General features: G+C 41.4%; 20 protein-coding genes. 19 read left to right on the top strand and 1 reads right to left on the bottom strand.

What is annotated here, in order from left to right:
• Positions 1-1,219: 1,219 nt before the first annotated feature.
• The 7 genes from cas6 to csm6 all read left to right on the top strand — a co-directional run bounded on the left by cas6 (position 1,220) and on the right by csm6 (position 8,827).
• Positions 1,220-1,954 (top strand): CRISPR-associated endoribonuclease Cas6, encoded by a 735-nt coding sequence (cas6, locus tag ELZ47_RS05455; protein WP_126435519.1) that lies wholly within the window; start codon positions 1,220-1,222, stop codon positions 1,952-1,954.
• The gene (gene cas10, locus ELZ47_RS05460; RefSeq protein WP_126435520.1) at positions 1,935-4,232 is read left to right on the top strand and encodes a type III-A CRISPR-associated protein Cas10/Csm1; all 2,298 of its coding nucleotides are present in this window, start codon (positions 1,935-1,937) and stop codon (positions 4,230-4,232) included. Before cas6 ends, cas10 begins: the two co-directional genes overlap by 20 nt.
• Before the next feature lie 129 nt (positions 4,233-4,361).
• The gene (csm2, locus tag ELZ47_RS05465) at positions 4,362-4,751 is read left to right on the top strand and encodes a type III-A CRISPR-associated protein Csm2 (RefSeq protein WP_032909801.1); all 390 of its coding nucleotides are present in this window, start codon (positions 4,362-4,364) and stop codon (positions 4,749-4,751) included.
• The gene (gene csm3 / locus ELZ47_RS05470; RefSeq protein WP_124765955.1) at positions 4,748-5,458 is read left to right on the top strand and encodes a type III-A CRISPR-associated RAMP protein Csm3; all 711 of its coding nucleotides are present in this window, start codon (positions 4,748-4,750) and stop codon (positions 5,456-5,458) included. The genes csm2 and csm3 overlap by 4 nt, the downstream gene beginning before the upstream one ends.
• 11 nt (positions 5,459-5,469) lie before the next feature.
• Positions 5,470-6,378, top strand: coding sequence for a type III-A CRISPR-associated RAMP protein Csm4 (gene csm4 / locus ELZ47_RS05475; protein WP_126435521.1), 909 nt, complete (start codon positions 5,470-5,472; stop codon positions 6,376-6,378).
• Positions 6,375-7,514, top strand: a complete 1,140-nt coding sequence (gene csm5, locus ELZ47_RS05480) for a type III-A CRISPR-associated RAMP protein Csm5 (RefSeq protein ID WP_126435522.1) — start codon at positions 6,375-6,377, stop codon at positions 7,512-7,514. Before csm4 ends, csm5 begins: the two co-directional genes overlap by 4 nt.
• Entirely contained in the window at positions 7,511-8,827 is a 1,317-nt protein-coding gene (gene csm6 / locus ELZ47_RS05485) for a type III-A CRISPR-associated CARF protein Csm6 (protein ID WP_002915124.1), read from the top strand. The genes csm5 and csm6 overlap by 4 nt, the downstream gene beginning before the upstream one ends.
• A gap of 117 nt (positions 8,828-8,944) precedes the next feature.
• Here csm6 and ELZ47_RS05490 read toward each other — a convergent pair whose 3' ends face one another.
• Positions 8,945-9,853 carry a LysR family transcriptional regulator gene (locus ELZ47_RS05490; RefSeq protein WP_002897493.1) on the bottom strand — a complete coding sequence of 303 codons (909 nt, stop codon included), beginning with the start codon at positions 9,851-9,853 and terminating at the stop codon, positions 8,945-8,947.
• Positions 9,854-10,161: 308 nt separating this feature from the next.
• Here ELZ47_RS05490 and ELZ47_RS05495 point away from each other — a divergent pair, with 308 nt between their 5' ends.
• From ELZ47_RS05495 to nt5e, 12 genes are all read left to right on the top strand, one after another.
• Entirely contained in the window at positions 10,162-11,019 is an 858-nt protein-coding gene (locus ELZ47_RS05495; RefSeq protein WP_002915127.1) for a hypothetical protein, read from the top strand.
• Positions 11,020-11,225: 206 nt separating this feature from the next.
• Entirely contained in the window at positions 11,226-12,032 is an 807-nt protein-coding gene (locus ELZ47_RS05500) for a dihydroorotate dehydrogenase electron transfer subunit (RefSeq protein ID WP_032909711.1), read from the top strand.
• A gap of 11 nt (positions 12,033-12,043) precedes the next feature.
• Positions 12,044-12,982, top strand: a complete 939-nt coding sequence (locus tag ELZ47_RS05505; RefSeq protein ID WP_126435523.1) for a dihydroorotate dehydrogenase — start codon at positions 12,044-12,046, stop codon at positions 12,980-12,982.
• Positions 12,983-13,229: 247 nt separating this feature from the next.
• Entirely contained in the window at positions 13,230-13,922 is a 693-nt protein-coding gene (pyrF, locus tag ELZ47_RS05510) for an orotidine-5'-phosphate decarboxylase (protein WP_125331012.1), read from the top strand.
• A gap of 78 nt (positions 13,923-14,000) precedes the next feature.
• Positions 14,001-14,630, top strand: a complete 630-nt coding sequence (gene pyrE / locus ELZ47_RS05515; RefSeq protein WP_125331013.1) for an orotate phosphoribosyltransferase — start codon at positions 14,001-14,003, stop codon at positions 14,628-14,630.
• Positions 14,631-14,741: 111 nt separating this feature from the next.
• The gene (locus ELZ47_RS05520; protein ID WP_125331014.1) at positions 14,742-16,280 is read left to right on the top strand and encodes a glycosyltransferase family 39 protein; all 1,539 of its coding nucleotides are present in this window, start codon (positions 14,742-14,744) and stop codon (positions 16,278-16,280) included.
• A complete protein-coding gene (locus tag ELZ47_RS05525; protein ID WP_126435524.1) occupies positions 16,277-17,029 on the top strand; it encodes a DUF4336 domain-containing protein in 753 nt (250 codons plus the stop codon). Before ELZ47_RS05520 ends, ELZ47_RS05525 begins: the two co-directional genes overlap by 4 nt.
• Positions 17,030-17,078: 49 nt before the next feature.
• Entirely contained in the window at positions 17,079-17,711 is a 633-nt protein-coding gene (locus ELZ47_RS05530) for a hypothetical protein (protein ID WP_125331016.1), read from the top strand.
• Positions 17,712-17,721: 10 nt separating this feature from the next.
• Positions 17,722-18,375, top strand: coding sequence for a uracil-DNA glycosylase (locus ELZ47_RS05535; protein ID WP_125331017.1), 654 nt, complete (start codon positions 17,722-17,724; stop codon positions 18,373-18,375).
• An 8-nt stretch (positions 18,376-18,383) separates the two neighbouring features.
• Positions 18,384-18,848, top strand: a complete 465-nt coding sequence (locus ELZ47_RS05540; RefSeq protein WP_126435525.1) for an NUDIX hydrolase — start codon at positions 18,384-18,386, stop codon at positions 18,846-18,848.
• Positions 18,849-18,860: 12 nt separating this feature from the next.
• Positions 18,861-20,129, top strand: a complete 1,269-nt coding sequence (locus ELZ47_RS05545; RefSeq protein ID WP_125331104.1) for a dihydroorotase — start codon at positions 18,861-18,863, stop codon at positions 20,127-20,129.
• A gap of 162 nt (positions 20,130-20,291) precedes the next feature.
• On the top strand, positions 20,292-22,439 hold the full coding sequence (nt5e, locus tag ELZ47_RS05550; RefSeq protein ID WP_126435526.1) for a cell surface ecto-5'-nucleotidase Nt5e: 2,148 nt from the start codon (positions 20,292-20,294) through the stop codon (positions 22,437-22,439).
• Positions 22,440-22,478: the final 39 nt, after the last annotated feature.

Consider the following 22,478-nt stretch of genomic DNA (forward strand, 5'->3'; position numbering starts at 1 on the left):
GCTGCAAGACAACGGAAACCAATAAGTAAGAACCCCCATTCAGCTCGCGAGGGTACGGAAACATTTCTTCTAATACTCTTCTTGTAGTTTTGCGACTTGGTAAGACCCCCCATTCACCTTCGAGAGAGGACGGAAACTTACTCTTGGTTGTCTTCATAGCTCTTCTTTTCTTAAGTAAGACCCCCCATTCGCCTCGCGAGGGTACGGAAACCGAAATTTCTTTCAACCTTTCAATAAACGGGATTCTGTAAGAACCTCCATTCACCTCGGGAGGGTACGGAAACATAACGTCGTCTTCCTCATCCTTAGAATTACTCTTTGGTAATAACCCCCATTCACCTCGAGAGGGTACGGAAACTTGGCTCCGTCGATTGCTTGGTCTACGGTCTTAAAGTAAGAAACCCCAGTTACCTCGGTAGGGGACGGAAACCTACTAAGTTTCTCCTCTTCAAAAACTTTCCATTCCGTAATAACCCCCAGTCACCTCGAGAGGGTACGGAAACCGGCCAACTACTGCCGTCCCTGTTACCGAGACGCTGGGTAAGAACCCTCATTCACCCCGAGAGGGTACGGAAACGCGCAAATGTGTATGCATAGACTTGAAGTCGAATACAGTAAGACACCCCAGTGACCTCGGGAGGAGACAAAAACTGTCATTTGGTGACCTCCTTCCTTGTGCTTGGCTTGGTAATACCCCCTAATCACCTCGAGAGGGTACGGAAACTTGCTAACTTCTCCTGTCTTTGGCAATTCGTTCGTGTAAGAACCCCCATTCACCTCTGAAGGGGGCGGAAACAATAGATTTCGAGGATTGTCATTCTCACCACTCAACTGGTAAGACCCCCCAGTCTCCTCGAGAGGGGACGGAAACATATTGCCTTCCTGATCTTCAATCTTCACTTCAATAAAGTAAGAAACCTCAGTCACCTCGGGAGGGGACGGAAACATACTCAGCATAGTATTCCAAATAAAACGTGAGTTCTGTAAGACACCCCAGTCACCTCGCGAGGGGACTGCAAACTGGGGGATTATGATGCGATTTTTAAAATAGGATTAGATATTTAAAATAAGAAAAACCTTGACATCGCTTTCAAGATTTGATATAATAACAATCGTAAAAACAGTACTGATAATAACTAAAAAAGGGCGCCCTAGATTCGGTGAAAAATACTTTCACCGTTTTTAGGCGCTTTTTCTTATTATAGAAAGGAATGGAAATGTGAAGAAAATACGATTGCATCTTTCAAAGGTATCTTTGAAGGATGATGACTTAGTCTGTAAACTGCAGGGCTTTCTCATGGAGAAGCTTTCGGATGACTTTGCCTCCTTCCTCCATCAGCAAGAGACCAATCCCTACTCGATGAATCTTCGTTCGGAGCGGGAGGAGTCTATTTGGACGGTAAACTTACTTTCAGAAGAAGCGGAGCAGCAGATATTGCCCCAGTTATTGAGTCTTGAAACGATAAAATTAGAGACTTATTCTGAGGAGATTCTGGTGAAGAATATCGAGATCCAGTCTCTTTCGTCCCAGTCCTTGCTGGAGGTTTTTCAGGGAGATGAGGCTTCGCACTTGATAAGCCTGAACTTCTATACTCCGACGACCTTTAAACGTCAGGGGCAGTTTGTCCTTTTTCCAGATACACGTCTAATCTTTCAGAGCCTCATGCAGAAGTACAGCCGGCTGGTGGAAGGCAAAGCAGAGATAGAGGAGGAAACGCTGGAGTTTTTAGCAGAGCATAGTCAAATCACCAGCTATCGTCTAAAGAGTCATTATTTTCCGATTCATGGACGAAAATACCCCGCCTTTGAGGGCAGGGTAACTATTCGGGTTCAGGGAGCATCTACTTTAAAGGCCTATGCCCAGATGCTTCTGAGATTCGGGGAATATTCTGGAGTCGGAGCTAAATGCAGCTTAGGAATGGGAGGGATGAGAATTGAAGAAAGAAAAACTTGAATTAATCCATGCGGCCTTGTTTCACAATCTTGGCCGAGTTGTTAGTCGCTCGCACGGTCGGCCAGATGATATAGATTTGGGAAAAGAATGGTTAAAAGAGCAACTGCCCCATCTTAATTTTGGTGGGGATAACAGAACAGAAAAAATAATCACTTTGGCCAGTCATATTGCCAGTGGCTCATTGGATGAAAACAAAGTTTCAAAAGAGAAGCTTTTCAAACCGCTGGCTGATATATTCAACGCCTTCAAAAAGAAAGAGGAGGCTCGTTATCAGAAGTTTGAAGTCTTGACAGATGAGAGTGAACTCAATATTGCCGTCAACGAAACAGTTGATATTAGTCAGGACTGCTATAAGGAACTGCTGAATATTTTGAATGAAAAACTGCAACAACTTCCCTTAGAGGAAGAAAGCTTGCCTTCCTTTTTCAATCTTTGGAGGAGCTTGTTTTCGAAAGTTCCTCTACTTCCTGGAGACAAGGAGCTGGGAGATCTCTCTCTGGCAGAGCATAGTCGATTAACGGTTGCTTTTGCTACTTCGATTTTTGATTATCTGGAAAGTCAAGACCAATATACTCTACTAGATGATGAATCCAAATTTTATAGAGAATCAGCCTTCTTGCTAGCCAGTTTTGATCTTTCTGGTATTCAGGACTTTATCTACAATATCGCCAGCAAAGGGGCTGCTAAGCAACTCAAGGCTCGCAGTCTTTATCTGGAATTTATGAGTGAAAATATTGTGGATAGTCTCTTGGAGAAGTTGGCGCTATCACGCGCCAATGCCCTTTATGTCGGTGGAGGCCATGCCTATTTCGTTCTACCCAATACAGAAGCTACAGTGGCGGTCTTGGAGCAGTTTGAAATAGAATTTAACAGTTTCCTCCTGAAACATTTTCAGACGGGTCTCTATGTTGCTTTTGGTTGGGCACCATTTGCCGCAGAGCAGATTATGAAATACCGTTATGGCTCGGTTGCTAGTTATCTACAACACTATCGTGAGATCTACCAAGAGACTAGTCGGATGATTTCTGAAAAGAAAATCTCTCGCTACGATGCAACTACCCTGCGAGAGCTCAATAAGGGTGGTAAGCAATCTGAACGAGAGTGTGAAATTTGCCATGCAGTTGGGGATATAAAAGAACTGCGGATAGGTGGCGAGGATGTACAAAATCTTTGTCCTATTTGTCGTGAGCTTAGAGGATTTGCTGCTATAATTCATACTTTTAACGACACTGAAAATCCTGAAAGGGAAGACTATTATTATTTTCAGATTGTAGAGGGAGAAGAAGGACTGCCGATTGGCCCTGGAGCTGTATTGTTGGCTGTGGGTGAAGATGATATTCCCACTTCAGGTCGTTTATATGTGAAAAATAAATTTTCTACGAACTATGCTGCTATTCATGTCTATATCGGAGACCGTCAGGCAGCGAATATCGAAGATTATGCTGGTCTGTCTCAAAAAGAAATCGAAGGAAATGAGGGTGAGACTAGGGGAATTAAGCGTCTGGCTGTTTTGCGTTTGGATGTAGACAATCTAGGTGCGGCCTTTATGGCTGGATTTTCTGAACAAGCAGCTGGAAGTTATAATACTCTTGCTCGCTCTGCTGTATTTTCTCAGCAAATGAGTCTTTTCTTTAAGTTTCATATTAATCATTTTGCAGAAGGTAAGAATTTAACGATTATCTATGCAGGTGGTGATGATGTGTTTGCGATTGGCAGCTGGCAGGATGTTATAGATTTTGCGGTTGATATTAGGCAGAAATTTATTGCTTTTACAAATGGGAAATTGACCTTATCAGCAGGTATCGGGCTTTATCCAGATAAAACCCCGATTCATCTGATGGCTTTGGATGCTGGACATCTTGAAGAGGCCGCTAAGTCCAATGGCAAAGATAGCATTTCTCTTTTCAATGAACGGTACACTTTCACGTTTGATGACTTTATTGATGAGATTTACAAAGGAAAATTAAAGGATATTCGGAGATATTTCTCTGGGCAGAAGGAGCGGGGCATCAATTTTCTCTATCGCTTGGTCGAACTTTTGCAACTTAATGATAAAACGATGTATAAGGGATATGGGCCGGAAGATGATAGAAGGATGAATGTTGCCCGCTTGGCCTATCTATTGGCGCGAATGGAAGATGAAGCTAACAAAGAGGAGAAGGAGCATTTCAGAGAATTTAAAAATGCTTTTTGGGGTTGGTACAAGAGGAGCAGTAAAACACAGAGAGAAGCTGAGTTCGCTCTCATCTACTATCTATATGAGATTAGAAAGGTATAAAAGATGGCACCGTACGAAAAAAATAAGAACAACCGAAATAACGGTAAAAAGAATTTTCAAAACAATCGTAATCAAGATAGATATGGTAATCAAAGTAATGAACAAAAATTTTTTAAGCTTAAGTCGCCTATTTTGACGGATGATTATGTTGATAAAGCTGACCTGGTCATTCATAGCTTGAAAAATTCAGGGACATACACAGAAGGGCCAAACAAAGGGAAGATAAAATTCAAATTAACCAGTACACAAATTCGTAATTTAGCAGCCTTGACCAGCAATCTTTTTGACGAAAGTAAAACAAAAAATGATATTGAGGAATTAAGAGAAAAAATTTCCTATTTGAGGATTCAGTTTGTCTACCAATCCGGAAGAGAACCAGCTGTAGAAGATTTTGTTAAAAAAGCAGGTTTATTAGAAGCGTTGACAGAAATTCAAGATATACCTAGTTTACAGCGCTTCTGTCGATATATGGAAGCTTTGATTGCATATTTTAAATTCAATGGAGGAAGAGATCAATGACCTATTCAAAAGTAAAAATTTCAGGAATTATTGAGCTGAAAAGCGGACTTCATATTGGTACCAGTAATGCCTTCGCAGCTATTGGTGCTACCAATAATCCTATTATCAAAGATCCCCTTACGAATCTTCCCTATATTCCTGGATCTACTTTAAAAGGAAAAATGCGCAGCTTACTTTATCGGACAGACTATAATAGCAACACAACAGAGAAGCTAAGTAAAGATAGTTTGGAAATTAGCCGTCTTTTCGGAAATTCAGAAACTTATAAAATTGGCCGCTTGGTTTTTCGAGATGCCTTTCTAAACAACAAAGAAGAGCTAGGTAAAAGAGTATCTACTTACACAGAAGTTAAGTTTGAAAATACAATCAATCGCATTACAGCTGAAGCAACTCCTCGACAAGTTGAGCGAGCTATTCGTGAAAGTGAATTTGCTTTTGAGATTATCTATTCTATTCAGGAGAAAGAACTCACTGAGGTCGAAAAGGATATGGAAATTCTCAAAGCTGGTTTTGAATTGTTAGAATGGGATTACTTAGGCGGTTCTGGCAGTCGCGGCTATGGTAAAGTGTGTTTTAAAAACTTTGAGGTTAGGACTGTCTTTGGTGAATTTGATGAGGATAGGATTAAAAAAGCCCTGAAACCATTTACTAATGATGAGTCCGATGGTGGAGGAAGTATAGAGATCCCAGATTCAGAAATTAAGTAAGGAGGTCTGCTATGGCCTATCAACTCTATAAATTAGATTTTAAGTCTGCTCATTTTGGAGAAGGTCATTTGGATGATTCGGTCATGACTTTCACGGCAGCTCGTCTTTACTCTGCCTTAGTGCTTGAAGCTATTAAGGCGGGGGTCTTAGATGAGTTTGAGAATTTATCTCGACAGGATGAGTTTGTATTGACTGATGCTTTCCCCTATATGGAAACCCCTTATCTCCCTAAGCCAATCGGCTATCCATTGTTGGATAAAGTCAACCTAAATGAAGATATTATCAAACAGCGGGAAGAAGCAAAAAAAGCAAAAAAATTAGCTTTTATTAAGTTGGGGGATTTTGACTGCTTTCTATCTGGAAATAGTATCGTTAGTGAATCTCTGGCAACAAAATCAGTTAACACAAAAAACCAGCCCTTCCAAGACGGGAATCTTTATCAAGTTGCTTCAGTTCACTTTGACAAAAGCAGTCTGTATTTCATCGCCAATCAATCTGATTTGTTGGATCGTTTATTGGAAAGTCTTCAGTTTAGTGGTATCGGAGGCAAGCGCAGCAGTGGTTACGGTGGTTTTACTCTGGATAAAACAGTTCAACAACCGCTTGATTTTTTTAAAAGATTAACTGTTCAATATACAGGGAAAGTAATGGCTTTGACGACTTCTTTGCCGGTAGATAGTGAATTGAAACTCGCAATGAATGAGGGAAGATACTTACTGAAAAAGTCAAGTGGCTTTGCATTTAGTGAGGAGACGGAGTCTAATTATCGCAAGCAGAATCTTTACACTTTTAAGGCAGGTTCAACCTTTTCCAAAACTTATAATGGGCAAATCTGTGATGTCAAGCCAAGTGATGAGTTTCCTCATTCAGTCTGGCATTATACTAAACCCTTATTCTATATATTGGAGGAATCCAAATGAAGACAAAATATAGGAAATTCAAGCTGACTCTGTGGACTTTGGGACCAGTGCATATCGGGAGTGGTCAGCTTCATACTGCTCGTGAGTATATTCTTGAAGGGGATGAATATTATTTTCCAGATATGACTCTGCTTTATGACGAACTTATCAAACAAGGTATTGATGAAAAATTCCAAAAGTTCTTAATTGATTCGGATAATAAAACCAATCGAATAAGCGATTTTCTGGCTGAGCATGGCATAACAAAACGTGATTTTGGGGGCTATAGACTTAAAGCAACAGGGCTTGAAAATCCTAAAGAAGAGAATGCAACTCGAAATCAGGAAACGACAAATCTAGGAGAAATAAATGGCGTTCATCAATTTATGAGAGATTGTTACGGTAACCCTTATATCCCTGGCAGCTCTCTTAAAGGTGCTATTCGCACTATTTTGATGAATACGCATTGGCACTCAATGAATTTTAAGAAGAAAAATAAAAAAGGCAAAATCATTGAAAATAAGAAAGCGATTCCTTGGGGACCAACTAGACGACAGAGACATGAAAAAATAAAACCTTTTGATGATATTTTTAATGAAATTCGTGTCTCAGACAGTCAGCCTCTGACAAATGATGATTTAATTCTTGTTCAAAAGTGGGATTTCACTCCAGATAAAGATACAAAACCACATTCACTAAGTATCTATCGTGAAGCTCTGAGACCTGGAACCAAGCTGGAATTTGAAATTATTGCCGCTTTAGGTTTCGAAGGTGGAAGAGCTGGTGAGCTCATTTCTTCTCTTGGGGAATATGCACAAAAATTTTACTTTGGAATGACAGAAGATGAAGGCTATGAAGGATATAAAGATTTCTTTCTAAAAAAATTTCCTAATCATTTAATTCAAAACAATCTATCCTATCCCCTCTATCTAGGTGGTGGTAGCGGCGCTTGGACCAAAACAGTATTTAGGCAAGCGGATGGCGAAGTTCAAAAACGACATAAGAAAATGTCTGAACGAGGAGCTCTAAAATTGACAAAGGCGCCCCAGCAAGTTATAAAAACTACTAAAGGTGAAAAAAGTTTGATAAATAATGCTCAAAATTTCTATGAAATGGGCAAAACCTGTTTTACGATTACGGAGGTAGGTACAAGATGAAGACATTAATCACATTTATTAGTCAGTATGATCCGATTGGTGTAAAATTTAAACATCCTACAAAAAAAGATGAAACGGGTCGAGAAAAAACGGACAATTTTCGAAGAGCCTTGTCTATAGGGGACATTCATACATATGAGCATGATGGATACCAACAGGAAATTTCAGATGGTCCTGCACTCGTAATTATTAAAGATGAATTACCTGACAAGCTTATTGTTATATATAGTGATGAGATGAAGGTAAAGCAGGAAAACTTTGAAAGGACTGTTAAAACTGTTTATAGAAAAAAAGCAGTCCAAATCCCTGTGATTCAAAATGAGTATGTAACAGAGGGTGTTCATGAATTTGAAGCAATGTATAAATTTGTAGAAAAAATCCTTGATAGAGAAGATATGTCCAACGGAGATTATATTTTAAATATTACAAGTGGTACTGCTCAATGCCAGGCTGCCATGTACTTTATCAATTTTATCAAGGATTATCATACAAGACTTGCTCGGGTAGATTCTCCAAATGGGAAGAAAACAAATAGGTCTAATCAGGGCGCTCCTTATTTTGAAGAAGTTGTTTTAGATGATTTATTGAAAAAACAAACAGCAGAAAAGGAAGATGAGCGTAAACCAGAAATTGAAACAGGCGAAAAGTTAAAAAACAATTTATTGCAACGGACCTATAAAGATTTCATTTTGAAGTATGAATACAAAGCAGCATTAGATATCTTAAAGGGAAATCCCGATATCATTTCTGATAAACAAGATCAAGAAAAATCAAAAAATATATTAGAAAGCATGATTAGTGTTTTTCAAAAACAGAGAGTTCTTGAAGAGATTGTAGCTGATGATAATTTGCAATATGGTGACACAGATGAGTTTCAAAAAGTGTTAAATTATTATCTGATGATTGATATTCTAAACCGTAGAGGTCAAGTGACTGATGTGCTAGTCAAGGCAAAATCCTTTGCGGAGTTTATCTTAAAATCTGTGATTGAAAGAAGACATTCAGATTTAGAACTAATTAAAAAGAATAAGAGAATTAATATTTTTGATATGATTAAAATTCTCAACCATTATCATGAATATTCTAAATTTGAAACTCCAATTTCAAAAATTATAGCTGTAAATAAGCAAAGGAATGACGTTGCTCACGGACTGGTTGTGATTTCAGTGGAGCAAGAGGAATTGGACGAATTGGTGAAGGGGTTGAAAGAGCTCGTCATTGCTGCATATTTTGATATGAATGCCTCTTTATATCAGAAATATTTTGATTATTATGATATAAAGAATCAAGATTTAATCAGCTGTCTTAAATAGACTTCCACTTTCCCTACCTCTTTCCTCCATCTGATAGACCTGAAGTGAAACCAAGTCTGAAAAATAGAAAAAACACCTATAGCCTGCAGTAAGCTGCCTGCTTCTAGGTGTTTTACTTTATTTATCAAACTTCACTTCCTCAATCAGATACTCAATGAAGCGTTCTCCCATCTTAGACAGGCTGGCTTTTTCGTGCTGGATGTAGACCAGTTCAATCGGATCATCAATGTCCAGTGGGATAGAGACAATGTTATCACCATTGAGGTTGCTGTTGAGAATACCAGTTGCAATTGTGTAGCCGTCCAAACCGATCAAAAGGTTAAAGAGGGTCGCACGATCGCTGACCACGATGGATTTTTTATGGTGTTCCTGAGAGAGAATTTCCTCAGAAAAGTAGAAGGAGTTGTGGGTCCCTTGGTCGTAGCTGAGATAGGGGAAGTTTTCTAAATCAGATAATTGAACCAGCTTTTTCTTGGCCAGCGGATTGGACTTGCTGACAAAGATATGGGGCTGAGCTGTAAAGAGATGAGTAGCAATCAGGTGATTGTCATCCAGCATCTTGGATAGGACATCGCGGTTGTAGCTATTGAGAAAGAGGACGCCGATTTCGCTGCGGAAGTTTTTTACGTCGTCAATAATTTCCCAAGTCCGAGTTTCCCGCAAAAAGAGCTCGTATTTCTCCATATCGCTTTTTTTAAGAAGGGAGACAAAGGCATTGACCACAAAGGCATAGTGCTGGGCAGAAACGCTGAAAAGTTCACGGTGGGCGACGGGGTTTTTGTATCGCTCCTCTAGAAGTTGCGTCTGCTCAACTACCTGCCGAGCATAAGAAAGAAACTCCATGCCGTCCTTGGTCAAGGTAATTCCTTTGGGATTGCGAATAAAAATCTCGATGCCCATTTCATTTTCCAAATCCCGCACAGCATTGGACAAACTAGGCTGAGTAATGAAAAGCTGCTTGGCAGCTTCGTTCATACTGCCAGTCTCGACGATTTTGATAATATAGTGTAACTGTTGAATTCTCATAGGACTATTTTATCACAAACTTAGTTGATTTTTCTAGTGATTGCTAGTTCTGAGGAGAAACTTCACATATGTAATAACTTATATATTTTACTATGGATATAGAATGGTGGGAGTAGATTTTCTTAATCTACTTGAATAAAGATTTTTATAAGATTGGTTGCATCTGGATTTTGATTTTTTGAAATAGCCATGATAAAATAAAAGTTGGTCTTAGTCTATTAGATAGGGTTAATGAAATCTGTTTTGAATACTATATATGTAGTCTAAACTAAATCTATAAGTTAGTAAGGTAATTAAATCAAGAAGTTATGAAAAAAGATGATGAATCATTCGAAGAAATATTTTCGGATATTTCCATAGAGGAGAAAAAGAATAAAAGGACTGCATTTATTGTCATAGGTTCTTTAGTTTACGGAGCACTTGTTTTGACGGCTGTTGTTTTTTCATTTCTTCATTCGCATAAACATTCAACTTCTAGAAAAACTAGTTCAACACAGGAAATAGTATATTCTACAAGTTCTGATTCTGAACAAAATGAGGCAGAAATTTTTGCTAGAAAGTTGATAAGTGACGAAAAAGAATATCAATTTTCTTGGGAAGTTCAGGATTTTGATGGTTTAAGATTTGACAAAAATCTTGGAGGGACAAGTCTGGATGCGATAATCAGCAGATATGGGAGGCCTGATTCGGGTGAAGGATGGATAGCCTTGAATTATGGGAAAGAAACTCCTCAAATTCGGTTGCGATGGCATAGTATCGAGCGTTATAAGTATGCTTATGTAAGCTTAGTTTTTGAAAAATTTAAAGATGAATACAAACTTATCTCTAAAGAATACTACAATTTAAATAGTTCTAAATTACCCATTGATACCGAAGCGAGCAGAGATTTCACTTGGACTCAAGCAGCGTTCGATAGTTTGCTTTTGGAAAATAAGGAAGGAAATTCTCAAACGGGTTCTACCTATGAAGAAATTATCAGTCTGTATGGACCACCGCAAAATCAAAATCTGTCAGCTGAAGATTATATTTCTAATTTAAAAGTTTCTTATGTGTCACCTAAGCCAGATGAAAGCAATATGAAGCTTAGGCAAGTCGATTTAGAGTTTATTAAGATAGATTCGGGCAGCTGGTATCTTGTGAAAAAAGATTCTGTAAATTTGAACTAGTTCTAGATTTTATTTTCTGATGCATTATTTTTTTGTAGTCACCTTGACATTCCTCATCTCTAACGATATAATGTTTACAATTTAACCTTTAATCAAGTCCAGTGAGGCTGCAAGGTGGGAAAAGCGGTATAAGAGGCAGTTAGCTGCCTTGTTTTTTGCGAAACCTTGCTGCGGCGAGGTTTTTTCTTGTAGAAAGTGAGGTTGTCATGGTTAGTGACAGTTGTAAAAAGAGATTTGGAAAGATTATGCTCGAGCAGATGGAGCTGTTGGAGCAAGTCAAAATTGCACCTAATATTTTTTCTATGACTCTAAAGGGGCAAATGGTCAGCCAGATGCAGGCTGGGCAGTTTTTACATATTCGGGTACCAGATGACAGCAAGCTTTTGCGCCGGCCTATCTCGATTGCAGAGATTGACCGAGACAATCTGACTTGTCGCATCATCTATCGGATAGAAGGCGGCGGGACGGCTATTTTTTCTCAACTGCTAGTTGGATCTTTTCTTGATGTTATGGGGCCTCAGGGCAATGGCTTTGATTTGAGTCCTGTAAGGGAAGGTGAGCGAGCTTTGATTATCGGTGGTGGGATTGGTGTCCCTCCTCTGCTTGAGGTTGCTAAAGAATTGCATGCCAAGGGAACTCAAGTGACTGCTGTTCTGGGATTTGCTGATAAATCTGCTGTCATTTTAGAGGAAGAAATGAAAGAATACGCCGAGGTCATTGTTACAACGGATAACGGCTCTTATGGCTGCCAGGGCTATGTATCAGCCGTTGTGGATGAGTTGTCCCAAGACTATGCGGCTGTTTATTCCTGTGGTGCGCCAGCTATGCTTCAGTATGTGGATCGTAAGTTTCAGGACCATCCGCATGCTTATCTCTCCATGGAGTCTCGTATGGCTTGTGGCATGGGCGCCTGCTATGCATGCGTAGTTCATGTTGCAGGTCAGGACGAGTCAGTCAATAAGCGCGTTTGTGAAGACGGTCCGGTCTTTGAGACGGGCACGATTATTGTTTAGGAGGGGAAAGAATGAGTGACCAATGTTTAAGAGTTTCTTTGCCAGGCTTGGACCTGAAAAATCCAATTATTCCAGCATCTGGCTGTTTTGGCTTCGGTCAGGAATATGCCAAATACTATGACCTAGACTTGCTAGGCTCTATCATGATAAAGGCTACGACTTTGGACCCCCGCTTTGGCAATCCAACTCCGCGTGTGGCAGAAACGCCAGCTGGTATGCTCAATGCCATTGGCCTGCAAAATCCAGGTGTTGAGGTTGTTCTAGCTGAAAAACTGCCCTGGCTGCAAAAGCATTATCCCTACCTTCCAATCATCGCTAATGTAGCGGGCTTTTCCAATCAAGAATATGCCGCAGTGGCTGGAAAAATTTCTCAAGCCTCTAATGTCAAGGCTATTGAGCTAAATATCTCCTGTCCTAATGTAGACCATGGCAATGCTGGATTGTTGATTGGTCAAGTTCCGGAGTTGGCTTACGAAGCAACCAAGGCAGCGGTAGATGCTTCTGCTGTACCAGTCTATGTCAAATTGACTCCGAGTGTGGCAGACATCACTCAGGTAGCTAAGGCTGTTGAAGACGCTGGTGCTGCTGGTTTTACCATGATTAATACCTTAGTAGGTATGCGGTTTGACTTGAAGTCGCGCAAGCCTATTATCGCTAATGGTACAGGCGGTATGTCGGGCCTGGCTGTCTTTCCGGTAGCGCTCAAGCTAATCCGTCAAGTGGCGCAAGCAAGTAAACTTCCTATTATTGGTATGGGGGGAGTTGATTCTGCGGAGGCTGCTCTGGAGATGTTTATAGCAGGTGCTTCAGCCATTGGGGTAGGGACTGCCAATTTCACGGATCCTTATGCCTGCCCAACCATCATTGAAGATCTGCCTAAGGCTATGGATAAATACGGCATCGAAAGTCTTGAAACTTTACGAAAAGAAGTTCGAGAGAATTTGCTTTAAAGTTACATTTTTACTTGACAATTCTGCTGTGAAATTATAGAATGAACTAAATATAACCTTTAAAGAAGTCCAGAGAGGCTACTAAGGTACATACGTTTGAATGGCAGATACTGCCACATTTTCGTGTAACCTTGCTCTCGGGCAAGGTTTTTCTATGGCTCTGAGCCTAATGCGAAGGTTGGTTTTGAGATATAAATGCCTAATGGACTTTTTTGAAGATAATAATTTAAAAGGAGATTTTCCCCTCATGCGTGAAGAACGGCCTATTATCGCCCTCGACTTTCCATCTTTTGATGATGTCAAAGATTTCTTGGAGCATTTTCCGGAAGATGAAAAACTCTATGTCAAAATCGGCATGGAATTCTTCTATGCCATTGGTCCAGAAATCGTTCATTATCTGAAAGGTCTTGGACACAGCATTTTCTTGGATTTGAAACTGCACGACATTCCCAATACGGTGCGCTCAGCCATGTCTGTCCTAGGTACCTTTGGTATTGACATGGTGACAGTTCATGCAGCGGGTGGTGTGGAGATGATGAGCGAAGCTAAGAAGGTCTTGGGGGATAAGGCTAAGTTGGTTGCGGTAACTCAGCTGACCTCGACCAGTGAGGATGATATGCGGGATTGCCAAAACATCCAGACTACGGTTCAGGAGTCTGTTGTCAATTACGCTCGGAAGGCCAAAGAAGCTGGTTTGGATGGCGTAGTTTGCTCAGCTCAAGAAGTGGAACTGATAAAGGCGGCTACTGCAAATGACTTTCTCTGTGTGACGCCTGGTATTCGGCCAGCTGGATCAGAAATCGGCGACCAAAAACGGGTCATGACACCGCAGGAAGCTCATCAAATCGGCAGTGATTATATTGTAGTCGGCCGTCCAATTATCCAAGCTGAAAATCCTTGGGATGCTTACCACGAGATTAAGAAGCAGTGGAATAGCTAGGTAAAACAAGAAATACGAATTAAATCGTTATACAAAATTAACAGCATCATAAACATTCAAATTTATAAGGAGCAAAAAATGACTTTAGCAAAAGAGATTGCGCGTGATTTATTGAAAATCAAAGCTGTGTATTTGAAGCCGGAAGAGCCTTTTACATGGGCGTCGGGCATCAAGTCACCTATATATACGGACAACCGTGTGACTTTGGCTTATCCAGAGACTCGGACCTTGATTGAAGATGGTTTTGTCGAAAAGATTCGGGCGGAATTTCCAGATGTAGAAGTCATTGCTGGAACTGCGACAGCAGGTATTCCTCACGGAGCTATTATTGCAGATAAAATGAACCTGCCATTTGCCTATATCCGCAGCAAACCAAAAGATCACGGAGCAGGCAATCAAATCGAAGGTCGCGTAGTGCCTGGACAGAAGATGGTTGTCATTGAAGACTTAATCTCGACGGGCGGTTCGGTCTTGGATGCTATCGCTGCCGCTAAACGTGAAGGTGCGGATGTGGTTGGAGCAGCGGCTATCTTTACCTATGAGCTGCCAAAGGCAGAAAAGAACTTCGATGAAGCAGGTGTCAAATTGGTGACCCTTTCTAACTACACTGAGCTAATCACTCTGGCTGAAGCAGAAGGTTATGTCAGTCCTGAGGGCTTGGCCTTGCTTGAGAAATTTAAGCATGACCAAGAAAATTGGCAGGCCTAGACCGAATAGAAATAAAATGATCTGACTCTTATTCAGGTCATTTTTCAGTAAAACGTCCTTGTCTTGCCTTTAAAAATGGCTTAAAGTCTCTGTGTTTGGTATAATAGAGCTATGTCTAAGATTTATCATCTATCCTTTTCGATATTACAGAAAGTTATGCTGATTACGGCTGTTCACTGGTTTCTGATTGCCATCTGGCATGTTGCAGAGCTGAATAGTATAGCTATAATTGCCTTTGCTGGGTTAGCTTATCTGGCCTATCGCTATCGGCATTTGCTAGAAAAGTCCTATCATTGGCTGATGAAGCATAAATTTCTTGTTATGGTAGCTGCCTTTATTTTTCAGCTGATTATGCTCTTTTCAGCAGAGCTTTTGATTAGGCGGGATGCAGCAGTAGTCTTTACAGGAGCTTTCAAAACTCTGAAAGAAAGCTCCATTTCCAGCTATCTGACCCGGAATCCTAACAATGTCTCACTATTTCTCTACGAGCGTTTTTTCTTTAATGTATTTGGGGAATCTGGTCTATGGGTCATGCAGGCCTTGAATATTGTTTATACTAACGTAACGGCCTTGATTCTCTATAAGGGTTGCCAAAAGTATTTTTCACAAAAAACTGCAGATGCTGTATTTAGTCTTTATGTGCTTTTACTGGGCTTTTCTCCTTATTTCTTTTCAATGTATACGGATATTCCGCCCCTGCCTTTCATTAGTCTGCAAATTTTTCTAGTTCTGGGGTTGCTGAAGGGAGAGGAGACTAGCAGACAGCTGGTTTGGCGCGGTATTTTGCTTGGGCTAATGACAAGTCTGGCTTTCTTCTTTAGACCAACAGTAATGATTCTGCTGATAGCTGTCTTCGGAGTTCTCTTGTTCAAAAAGAATTGGAAGAAGTTCTTTCTGACACTGGTCGTTTTTGCTTGCAGTTTTGCGATTAGCTATGCCCCGCTGCATTACTGGTCCAAGCATCAGACGGAAGTGCCGATTATGGAGGGAGAGGGATTGGCAAAAGGCCCCTTGCTCTTTATTAATCTAGGTCTGACCTTCAATGGCCACAATCAGGAAGATATGAAAGAAGGGCTCTTGCAGTATATTGAGCCTGATAAGCAAGCTTATTACAACAACGGTATGTTTGCCAAGGAATATGTTATCAAGGAAATCAAGCGGCGCTTAAGTGAATATAATCCTTTGACTTTCGCTCATCATCTCTTCCATAAGCAGTCTTTGACTGTAGCAGAAGGAGATTTGGGCTGGCTCTACCGCAGTGTCGAAAATGAAAAGACACCTTATATATCGCCTTTTTACCAAGATACGAAGAATAATCCTTTTACTCAGTTTGTCCGTGACTTCTTCCTGAACACTGACAAGTCAGAATTTGTCTATTTCTCGCTGTCCAAGCAGGTGGTTTGGATTGTCATGGCAGCAGGACTTGTCTTTGCTCTTTGGAAATATCGCTTCAGTGATGAACTGAATTTTCTAACCTTAGCTGTTTTTGGTGGCCTGCTCTTTTTGCAGATTTTCGAGGGAGGAAAGACGAGATATCTGATTCAGTTTTTGCCACAGATTTTGATTCTGTCTGCTGTGGGCTTATCTCAGTACCCACAAGCCCTAGGGAAGTTTCGCTTTTGGACTAGAAAGAAGGAATCTTTGAAATGAAAAGACCTGTTCCTATCTATGAACCGCTTTATAGCTTGACGCCTATTGCAGACAATATCTGGATTGTCGACGGTGATTTGATTGAGATGGATGCGGTGCTGATAAATCTCCCCTTTTCAACCCGCATGACTGTCATCAAGTTAGCAAATGGACAGCTATGGTGCCATTCACCAATCCAGCCAAATCAAGCCTTGTTTGACCAGTTGGACGCTTTGGGACCAGTCGCACACCTTGTTTCATCTAATAAGATTCACTATGCTTATATAGCTGACTGGAAGAAGCGTTATCCTGAGGCAATTGCTTGGTCTAGCCCAGGAGTTGAGGAGAGAGCGACCAAGCAGAAAATTTCAGTCACTTTTGATGAAAAACTGACGGATGAGGCTCCAGAAGCTTGGGGAGACCAGATAGAACAGTTGGTTTTCAAGGGAAGTACTTATATTGAGGAAGTTGTCTTTTTTCATAGGGACAGTCAAACCTTGATTTTGACAGATTTGATTGAGAATTTTGAAACAGAGCGTTTTCCAAGTCAGCTTCGTGGCAAGGCTTATAAGTTAGTTCGAGTTGCAGCTCCAGATGGTCAGACGCCTATTGACTACCGTATGACCTTTATCGGTCATCAAAAAGAAGCCAAAGAATGTCTAGAGCAGATGCTGGCTTGGCAACCAGAAAAAATCATCCTAGCCCACGGTTCTTGTTTTCTGGAAAATGGCACAGCAGAACTAAGAAGAGCACTTAGGTGGATTAGATAGGAAAAAATTATTTATTGCCTTGTTCCAAGGAGGAAGTCTCTAAAATTTTATGATAAAGAGAAGTTTGTTTTTTTATTTTATATACAAAATTGTTTTTCTTATGCTTTTGATCTTGCTGACCGTTTTTGCTTTTTCCTATTTGATTCATAACGGAAGTGGATATGTACGGGAAGAAGCGAGTAAGAGTGAGAGAAAAAGTGCTTATGTAGGGGTCGCTGGTGGAATTATTATTTCTGGTTTCACTTTTGTTCGATTTCTTGAATTAACTGAGCATATCAGCAGGCATAGAAAATATCTTAAAATAATGACGGAGGAATTATCTCCAACTCCTGATTTTGAAACAATAGAAGAAGAGGCTGACTTTCATGACAAAGAATTAAAGCTTTTGATTTATAAGGATTGCCTCATTACTTATCATAACTATTTCTGTTTTAGGAAGATTGATTCTCAAATTTGGCAGATTTTCTTGAATAAATATCAGAAATATAGTCGATACAAGGGCAAGAAAAGCAAGTCTCTTTTGCCGCCGAAATTCTTCCTTATTGTCAGAAATCAAGATTATAGGGAACAGTTTATGCCATTTAGGTACAAAGAGAAAAATTGGAGTCGTTTTAGTTCTTATCTAGCCGACCATTATCCGGCCATAGAGCTAGATGAACAAGTTCGTGAAATTGAGACGTAAGGAGACATATATGCAGCATTCAGCTTGGCATGCTTTGATTAAGGAGCAGCTGCCGGAAGGTTATTTTGCAAAAATCAATCATTTTTTAGATGAAGTGTATGCTTCAGGGACCATTTACCCACCTCGGGAAAAGGTATTTAATGCGATTCAGACGACAGATTTAGCGGATGTTAAGGTGGTTATTTTAGGGCAGGATCCCTACCACGGACCGAGACAGGCACAGGGCTTGAGTTTCTCTGTACCTGATGACATTCCAGCTCCGCCTTCTTTGCAGAATATTCTCAAAGAATTGGCTGATGATATTGGAGTGAAGGAGTCGCATGATTTGACTTCCTGGGCTCAGCAGGGTGTTCTCTTGCTCAATGCTGGTCTGACAGTGCCGGCTGGCCAGGCCAATGCGCATGCCGGCTTAATCTGGGAGCCTTTTACAGATGCTATTATCAAAGTAGTTAATGAAAAGTCTGATCCAGTTGTCTTTATCCTATGGGGTTCCTATGCCCGCAAGAAAAAAGCCTTGATAAGCAATTCGCAACATTTGATAATCGAGTCAGCTCACCCAAGTCCGCTGTCTGCTTACCGTGGTTTCTTTGGTAGTAAACCTTTTTCTCGTACCAATGATTTCTTAGTGGCTAAGGGCTTGGATCCTATCGATTGGTTAGCTTAGGAGGTAGTATGGTTCAGTTAGCAACGATTTGTTATATCGATAATGGCCGGGAGTTTCTCATGCTGCACCGCAACAAAAAGCCCAATGATGTTCATGCTGGGAAGTGGATTGGTGTCGGTGGCAAGCTAGAGCGAGGAGAAACCCCGCAGGAATGCGCTGCACGCGAGATTCTAGAGGAAACAGGACTAAAGGCTAAACCTGTTCTCAAAGGCGTTATTACTTTTCCAGAGTTTACTCCCGACTTGGACTGGTACACCTATGTTTTTAAGGTGACTGAGTTCGAGGGTGAACTGATTGAATGCAACGAAGGGACTTTGGAATGGGTGCCCTATGACCAGATTTTATCTAAACCAACCTGGGAAGGCGATCATACTTTTGTTGAGTGGCTTTTAGAAGACAAGCCTTTCTTTTCTGCAAAGTTTGTTTATGACGGAGATAAGCTATTGGATACGCAGGTGGACTTTTACGAATAAGGAGATAAGATGATGCTATTAATCAAAAACGGACGAGTTATGGATCCTAAGACTGGTTTTGACCAAATTTCCGACCTCTTGGTTGAGGGGAAGAAAATTGTCAAAATTGGACAAGATTTGCAGGCAGAAGGAGCAAAAGTTATTGATGCCAGTGGTTTGGTGGTGGCTCCAGGTTTGGTGGATATACACGTTCATTTTCGGGAGCCAGGCCAGACTCATAAGGAAGACATTCATACAGGGGCTTTGGCAGCAGCAGCAGGGGGCTTTACGACAGTTGTTATGATGGCCAATACCAATCCGACCATTTCTACAGTTGAAACTCTGAAAGAAGTGCTAGAGTCGGCTAGTCGTGAAAATATCCATATCAAGTCGGTTGCAACAATTACAGAGAATTTTGATGGGCAGCATCTGACAGACTTCCAAGGTCTTTTGGCAGCTGGTGCAGTAGGTTTTTCTGATGATGGTATTCCGCTGACCAACGCTGGCATTGTCCGCAAGGCGCTCGTGGAAGCACGTAAAAATGACACCTTTATCAGCTTGCATGAGGAAGATCCTAATCTCAACGGCATACTTGGTTTCAACGAACATATCGCCAAAGAGCATTTTCATATCTGCGGTGCGACAGGTGTGGCAGAATACAGCATGATTGCCCGCGATGTCATGATTGCTTATGATGCAAAGGCTCATGTGCATATCCAGCATTTGTCCAAGGCTGAGAGTGTAAAGGTGGTGGAATTCGCTCAGAAGCTAGGCGCTCAAGTCACTGCTGAAGCAGCACCTCAGCACTTCTCTAAGACAGAAGCTTTGCTATTGACCAAAGGCAGCAATGCTAAGATGAATCCGCCTCTTCGCTTAGAATCGGACCGTCTGGCGGTTATCAATGGGCTCAAATCTGGTGTCATTTCTGTCATTGCGACGGACCATGCTCCCCATCATGCTGACGAGAAAAATGTTGAAGACATCACTAAAGCGCCTTCTGGTATGACTGGTCTTGAGACCTCGCTCTCACTGGGGCTGACCTATCTGGTAGAGGCTGGTCATCTGAGTTTGATGGAACTTTTGGAGAAAATGACTCTTAATCCGGCTCAGTTGTATGGTTTCGATGCTGGCTTCATTGCTCAGGATGGTCCTGCCGATTTGACAATATTTGACCCAGAAGAGAATAGACTTGTGACTGATCACTTTGCCTCCAAGGCTGCCAATTCACCTTTCGTTGGTGAAAATCTTAAAGGCCAAGTGAAGTTTACTATTTGTGATGGGGAAATTGTCTTTGAAGGATAATATAGTTCAGACTCTGATGAATTTCAGAGTCTTTTTAACACAGAAAACTTTCCAGAAAATTTCTGAAAAACCGAATGTTTGTTGAAATATTAAGGATATAGTTCCTTTTTAAACCAAAAAGAGGTATAATATAACAAAATACTAAAGAGGAGTGTTCGTTATATGAAGAAGAAATTTTTCATCTTACCTGTTCTATCAACAGTGCTTTTGGCACCTGCTTTTTTGTCGCATCAAGTCTCTGCAGAAGAGGCAGCTGCTAGTCCAGAGCCAGCGGCGGCCGAGTTGACCAATCAGCCAGCTGCTGAGACAGCTTCTGCAGCGCAACCAACTGCTCCAGCAGCTTCAGCAGAAGAAAAGCCAGCAGATAGTCAGAATACAGCTGGTCCAGCTGCGACAGAAGCCGCTGCAGCACCAGCCCAGTCTGAAAATCTGCCAGAGGCTACGATTCTCCATACTAACGATGTGCATGGCCGCATCGTAGAGGAAAAAGGCGTTATCGGTGATGCTAAGTTGGCTACTGTTATTAAGGAAGAGCGCGCTAAAAATCCTAAAGTGCTTGTTGTGGATGCGGGTGATGCCTTCCAAGGGCTGCCAATTTCCAATAGTTCCAAAGGGGAAGAACGTGCGAAAATCCTCAATGAAATTGGCTACGATGCTATGGCAGTCGGTAACCATGAGTTTGACTTTGGTCTAGATGAGGCGAAAAAATACAAGGAAATTCTTAAATTCCCACTTCTCAGCTCCAATACCTACGCCAATAATGCTCGAGTTTTCCAAGCTTCTACCATTGTTGACAAGGACCCAGCGGTTGAGGGAGATGAGTTTGTAGTAATCGGTGTGACAACACCAGAAACTGCTACAAAAACTCACCCTAAAAACGTCCAAGGTGTGACCTTCACTGATCCAATCACAGAAGTTAATCGCGTCATTGACGAAATCGAAGCACGCGCAGCGGCAGAAGGAAAGAACTACAAAAACTATGTTGTTCTAGCTCACTTGGGCGTTGACACGACAACTCCGACTGAGTGGCGCGGTTCAACTTTGGCTGAAGCCCTTTCTAAAAATCCTAAGCTCAAAGGTAAGCGTGTAACCGTTATTGACGGCCACTCCCACACAGTAGAGTCTACGACTTATGGTGACAATGTAACTTACAACCAGACCGGTAGCTACCTACACAATATCGGAAAAGTGACTTTCAAGGCCAATCAACTGCTAGGTAATCCTCAGCAAATCCCTGCTGAAACAGCTAAAAAAGTCGCTCCAGACCCAGTTGTTGCAGACATGGTCAGCAAGATTAAAGCTAAGTACGACTCAGATAATGCCAAGGTTATCGTTGCAAACAGCCCAGTAGAGCTTAATGGCGACCGTGAAAATGTCCGCGTTCGGGAAACCAATCTGGGTAATGTCGTAGCCGATGCTCTCTACGATTATGGTCAAACTGGCTTTGCCAACAAAACAGACCTGGCAGTTACTAACGGAGGCGGCCTGCGCGAAACTATTGCCAAAGACAAACCAATCACCAAGGGAAATGTTATCGCCGTATTGCCTTTTGGAAATACTATTTCTCAAATCAAGGTAACTGGTCAAAATATCGCAGATATGTTTGCCAAATCTCTAGGCTCTATTCTTCAGGAAAAAGATGGCAAGCCTGTGCTGGATGAGAACGGACAACCCCTGCTAGAACCAAGCGGTGGTTACCTGCAAATCTCTGGTGCTAAAGTCTACTACGACACGACTCTGCCGGCCAATCAGCGTGTCCTCCACATTGAGATTAAGAACAAAGAAACGGGTGTTTATGAGCCTCTTGATCCAAATAAGACCTACTATCTGACGACTAATGATTTCTTGGCTGCTGGTGGTGATGGTTATACCATGCTGGGTGGCCCTCGTGAGGAAGGACCATCTATGGATGTGGCTTTCGCAGACTATCTTGCAAAAGCTGATTTGACAGCCTATGCGGTTATCAATCCAAACTCACGTGCTATCTCTATTTCATCCACTAAGGATACAGATGGTGATGGCTACACAGATATTGAAGAAATCAAGCAAGGAACGGATCCAGCTAATGCGGCTTCCTACCCAGCTGGTGCCAAAGCAGCTGATCCTGCAAAACAGGCAGCTCCACTGGTTAATACTCCAAAACAAACCAAGCAAGTAGCAGTTCATGTTGCCAAGACCTTCACAAAGGATCCTGCAGCTAAAGTGCTGCCTCAGACAGGCAGCGAATCAACAGTTGCTTTGAGTCTAGTTGGTATGGTTTTAGGATTCTTTGGATTGGCAGGAATCAAGAAAAGTCATAAAGAAGACTAGTTAGAAGACACAATAAAACGGAAGTTGTTCACTTCCGTT

Source organism: Streptococcus sanguinis, assembly GCF_900635155.1.
GTDB classification, from domain to species: Bacteria; Bacillota; Bacilli; order Lactobacillales; family Streptococcaceae; genus Streptococcus; species Streptococcus sanguinis_G.